This is a genomic window from Streptomyces sp. UNOB3_S3, from assembly GCF_020740895.1.
In the GTDB taxonomy this organism is placed as follows: domain Bacteria; phylum Actinomycetota; class Actinomycetes; order Streptomycetales; family Streptomycetaceae; genus Streptomyces.
In genome coordinates this window covers 1-5,295 of the sequence record NZ_JAILXP010000451.1, presented here as the reverse complement: position 1 = coordinate 5,295, position 5,295 = coordinate 1, and the positions used below count along the sequence as shown (strand labels likewise).

Sequence of the window (5,295 nt, the reverse complement as noted above, 5' to 3'; positions counted from 1 at the left end):
GCCCCCGACCAGGGACCGCTGGTGGCACGCCGAGCACGACGTGGCCACCCTCCCGCCGGCCACCTTCCCGGAGGGGGACCAGCACCCGCCCCACCAGGAGGACCGCGAGGCGAGCGCGAGCCCCAAGGCGGTCGTGCCGGTGCCGCGCGGCGAGCCGAGGGCACCGGGCGCCACCCGCCCCTACGCCCGCAGCCGCATCGCCGAGACCGGCACCACGCACAAGGACGACTTCCCGCACGGCACCGCGGGCACCCTCTTCCCCGGCATCCAGCACTCCGCGACCAGGCGCGCCCCTCGCGTGGGCACGCACGTCTACGCGGCGGGCATCGTCAGCAACACCATCTCGGTCGTCGACCCGGCGAACCACACCCTGGTCGCCGCCCTCGACGCCGGGACCAACCCCTTCGGCACGGCCCGGACCCCCGACGGCGCCAAGCTCTACATCAGCAACTCCGGCGCGAACAACGTCTCCGTCCTGGACACCGCGCGAGGAGAGATCGTCTCCACCGTCACCGTCGGCCCCTACCCCCACGGGCTGGCGCCCTCACCCGACGGCGCGCACCTCTACGTCGCCGACACCGGCCCGGCCACCGGCCCCGGCGGATCACGCACCGTCTCCGTGATCGACACCGGCTCCGACACCGTCACCACCACCTGGCGCACCGGCCCCGCACCCCGCTGCCTCGCCACTGCCCCGGACGGCACGACCCTCTACGTCACCTGCTCCGACGGACTCCACGCCCTGGACACCCGGGACGGCGACACCCGGTGGACACTGACGGGCCTGACGGAGACCAACGGCGTCGCGGTCCATCCCGACGGCGGACGCGTCTACGTCGTCAACACCCTCCAGAACACCCTGACGGTCGTCGACACCGGAAACCACCGGGCCGGCGAGCGCATCCGCGTCGGCAGGACCCCCTGGCAGGTCGCCCTCAGCCCCGACGGGGCGCGCCTCTACGTCACCGGAGCGGGCGACGACAGCGTGACCGTCATCGACTCCCTCACCCATCGCGTGCTCGCCACGGTGCGCGTCAAACACGTACCGACCGGCATCACGGCGACCGCCGACACCATCTGGGTGTCCACCAACGCCTCCAGCACCGTGGACGCGATCGACGCGAAGACCCTCGAAGTCACCGGCAGCACACCACTGGGCCTGGCGACCTCACCCAGCGGACTGACCGTCGCCTGAGCGGAAGGCACGCGAGACATGCGGTCGGTGAAAATCCTTCGACGCGCACTTTATCCCTATATACGGTTTCCCTTATGACCGTTTCCCTTATGAACGTCACGCTCAAGCCGCTCGGCGCGGCCGACGCCCGCGACCTCGCACAACTGCGACGAGAGGTCGAGCGCGTCGATGCGACCGGCACGCACGAGGACGAGACGGACATCCTCCACGAGCTCACCGACCCCAAGCTGGACCTGGCCCGCAACACCACGGGTGTCTGGCAGGAAGGCCGGCTGGTGGCGTACGCGATGGTGTACGAGCCGGAGAACGTACGGGACATCGCCCGCTTCGGCACCTCCGCCGCCGTCCACCCCGCCCGGCGCCGCCGGGGGATGGGAGAACACCTCACCGGCTGGATGCGCTCCCGGGCACGGGACATCTGGGCCGAGCGCCACCGGGCCGACAGTGTGCCGGGAGAACTGCTGATCGACGGGGTGGCCACGAACGCCGGGCTCGCCGCCCTGGCCGAGCGCACCGGGTTCACACCCTGCCGCTACTGGTTCAGCATGGGACACGACCTGGGCACCCGCGACCTGCCCACCCCGGACGCACCGGACGGGCTGAGACTCGTGCCCTACCGGCAGGCTCTTGACGAGGCGACCCGTCACGCGCACAACGACGCCTTCCGCGACCACTGGAGTTTCACCGAGACGGACCGCACCGACTGGGAGACATGGTTCACGGGGGACCGCTCCTTCCGCGCCGGGCTCTCCGCCCTCCTGCTCGACACCGACGACCGCGTGGCCGCGTACCTCCTCGCCGACGAGTACGTCGCCGACGGAGCGGCCACCGGGCTGCGCGTCTGCACGATCGGCCACCTGGGCACCCGGCCGGCCCACCGCGGCCGGGGCGCGGCACGCGCCCTGCTGGCGCACACGCTGGCCGAGGCCGGACACCAGGGTTACGACAGGGCGGAGCTGGTCGTCGACGCCGCCAACCCCACCGGAGCGCTGGGGCTCTACCAGCGGATGGGCTTCGCGACGGAACGGGAGTTCATCACCTACGCCCGGCCGCTGGACTGAGCCGCCTACAGGTCGTCGCGGTGGGAGGTGAGACGGTCCCGCACCCGTGCGTGCCGGAACTGGAACACGGCGCCCGCCTGGCGCAGCACGCCCCGCCGGTGCGCGTCCTGAAGGAAGCGCATCAACCGCCACGGCAGGCGCCCCGCCAGGGCCAGCAGGGCGTGGGCGAACACGAACGCACCCCACGGACGGCCGAGCATGACCACCAGACCGCACGCCACCCCGAAGGCGATCCCCGTGCCGAAGGCGAACCCCGGGTCGTCGGCGGGAGGGAAGACGATGCCGCTCACGACCGCCCCCACCGCGCTGTAGGCGAAGCGGCCCACCCGCCCGTACGACAGATGGCCCACGGTCCACCCGGCGAGCGCGCCCGCGAGGCCGAAGACCGTGTTGAACGTCAGCCCCCCGACCGGCCCCAGCGCCGGCCAGGCGGAGACCAGGGGATCCGTGAAGGCGAACACCGTCCCGAACGTGAGCCCGAAGGGCAGCGCGAAGGAGACCCCCAGAACGATCGTGGACACCCGGTCCTGCTCGAGGGCCAGCCCGGGGCTCGCCACCTTCGTCGCGTCCGACGGGGCCCGCAGCCACGCGTGGAGGGCGACGGCCAGCCCGAACGGCGCGCCGAGCACGAGCTGTGCCCAGCACGGCAGCTCGAAGCCGAAACCCAGCGCCATGCCCGTCACGCACCCGAGCGCGAATCTCAGGACGAACACCCTGACCGTGCCACGGAGCCGGATCTCCACCCGGGCCGGCGACGGCCGCCGGGACGGCACGGCCTGGACGAGGAAACCGGCCGCCCCGAAGGAGACGCCGAAGACCAGCCCGATCACCGGCCCGCCCGCCGCCGCTCCGATGAAGCCGAACATCACCCCGGAGACGACCCCGAAGACCAGCCCCGCGATCCACCCGGGAACGGCGCACACCACCTGCCACCACGCCAGGTCGTGAGTGCCGTTCCGCGCCATGTGACGGGCGATGAACCCCAGCCAGCCGCGCGCCTCCTGGAGGCCGTAGCCCGCCGGGACCCTGCCCGAGGCCCCGGGCGGCGCCGGGCGCGGACGGTAGACGGCCGGGAGGAAGGCCGTCAGCAGGTGCCGCTCGACGCTCTCCCGGTCGGGGAAGCGCAGCAGCTCACGCGGGTCCTTCGTCGGCGGCGCGTAGATCACCCGGGCGAGCGCCACCATGAGGGGACTGGTCAGGGCCCGGGACAGCGGAAGGTCCGGGAAGTCCGGGCGGTCGCGCAGGTCCGCGAGCAGGGACTGCCAGCGGGTGTCCTCCCACGGCCTGTCGGCGGTCAGGAAGCTCTCGGCCTGACGGACGCCGATCGGCCGCATCTCCTTCACCACCGCCCGGCTCAGCACCCGCCCCGACCGCTCGACCGCCCGCTCGTACTCGGCGACACGGCAGGTGACGACCAGCAGATCCTGCCCGCTGTCGTCCAGTTCGCCGAGGGCGGGCGCGTGAAGGGACTCGGACATCTCGTCCAGGCCGTCCAGAAGCAGGAAGACATGCCCACCGGTGACCAGCCTCTGCGCGACATCCGCACCGTAGGCATCCTTGTCGGTCAGGAACGGGTACTCCTCGACCAGCCGTCGGGCCAGCCAGGTCCGCAGATGCTCCACCCCCGGTACCCAGGTGTTCCCCGAATCCCACGAGGACGCGGTGAGCAGCACCGGAACCGGGTCACCCGGCTCGTACGAGCCGAGCAGCCCCAGCGTCAGGAGCATCACCCAGACCGTCTTGCCGGACCCGCGCTCTCCCAGCATCACCAAGTGCCCCTGGGGGAGCGCACGGAACGCCCGTACCAGCCCCTCCAGATCGCCGCAGAGCCCCAGTGCCTCCAGGGGGCCGGAGCCCGCCTGCCCGGCGGGCGTCGTGGGCGTGACGGCCGTGCGCACGGCCACCGCACGGCGCGTGTTCGCCCACTGCAGACGGATGGGCTCCGGGCGCCGCAGTCCCTGCGCGGCGACCTCCCCCTCCCACTGCCGCCGGACCTCGTCCGCGAGCCGGGTCTTGGCCGCTTCCAGCCGCTCCCGGGAGTCGTCCTTCGGCTGGCCGGTGAAGGAGATCCTCCCGATGTTCCTCGCCTGGATCACCGAACCGCGCACCCGGCCACCCGACATCGTGTTCTCGGTACGCCCGGCGTCACCTGTCTCCGCTGTCATCGCAAGCCCCTCCCCGGCCGGTCGTATCCAGCAGCATCTGGCGGGCAGTTGGCTGAAAGTCAACCATGGGCCACGCGCCGGTGCGCCCCCGCTCGTATGAGTGAGAAGGGAGCACGGGAGCACTCCGGGGGCGCACACGGGGCAGTGCGGAAGCACCACACGCGGGCGCGTGCGACGCGCAGGCGAGGCGACGGGGCGACGGGGTGACACTGCGACGGACGCTCACGAGCGCGTGACGGCTCCTGACGGGAAGACGCGCGTGATGTGGTAGTCGAGCACCGCTCGTACGTCCGTCAGCGAGCGGCGCTCGTGCACGACGTCGAGGCCCAGGCCGGTGATGCCGGAGACGAGCAGGTCCGCTTCGTGCTGCGGGTCGAGGCCCGGCGCCGTCATCCCGGCCGCCCGGCCCATCTCGACGATGTCCGCGACGAGCCGCTCCAGCGGCTGGTCGGCGGTGAGGAAGACCGCGGCGAGGGCGGGATCGGTCAGGCTGCGGGCGTAGTACGCCGCGAACACCTTCAGGGCGTGGGCGCGTTGCCCGTCCAGCGGCAGGAATTCGAGCAGCACGGCCCGCAGCAGTGCGCGCGGGTCCGTCGTGCCGGCGGGGACACGTGCTCTGGCCAGTCGTTCGTTCTCCTCGTGCAGCAGGCGCAGGGCGTCGACGAGGAGGGCGTGCTTGTTCCGGAAGTGGTACTGGACCACGCGGAGCGAGACGCCGGCCCCGTCCGCGACACGGCGCATGCTCGCGGCGTGGAGGCCGTGCTCGGCCGCGATGCGCCACAGTGCCTCGGCGATCCGGAGCCGCTGGCGGTCCCTGGTGCCGGACGCCCGCGCCGGCGCCGGCGCGGGCGTCCGGCACCAGGGACCGCCAGCG

Annotated in this window: 4 protein-coding genes; 2 read left to right on the top strand and 2 right to left on the bottom strand. The window is 72.6% G+C overall.

The window, feature by feature from the left end; all coding sequences use genetic code 11:
• Positions 1 to 1,195 (top strand): YncE family protein (locus tag K6I33_RS31450; RefSeq protein WP_229357953.1); only part of this gene is annotated, 1,195 nt, incomplete at its 5' end.
• 74 nt (positions 1,196 to 1,269) lie between these two features.
• Entirely contained in the window at positions 1,270 to 2,256 is a 987-nt protein-coding gene (locus tag K6I33_RS31445) for a GNAT family N-acetyltransferase (protein WP_229357952.1), read from the top strand.
• A 5-nt stretch (positions 2,257 to 2,261) separates the two neighbouring features.
• Here the strand turns inward: K6I33_RS31445 and K6I33_RS31440 are convergent, their stop codons facing one another.
• The gene (locus K6I33_RS31440) at positions 2,262 to 4,421 is read right to left on the bottom strand and encodes a hypothetical protein (RefSeq protein ID WP_229357951.1); all 2,160 of its coding nucleotides are present in this window, start codon (positions 4,419 to 4,421) and stop codon (positions 2,262 to 2,264) included.
• 222 nt (positions 4,422 to 4,643) lie between these two features.
• On the bottom strand, positions 4,644 to 5,295 hold a 652-nt coding region (locus K6I33_RS31435), incomplete at its 5' end, for a TetR/AcrR family transcriptional regulator (protein WP_308297350.1).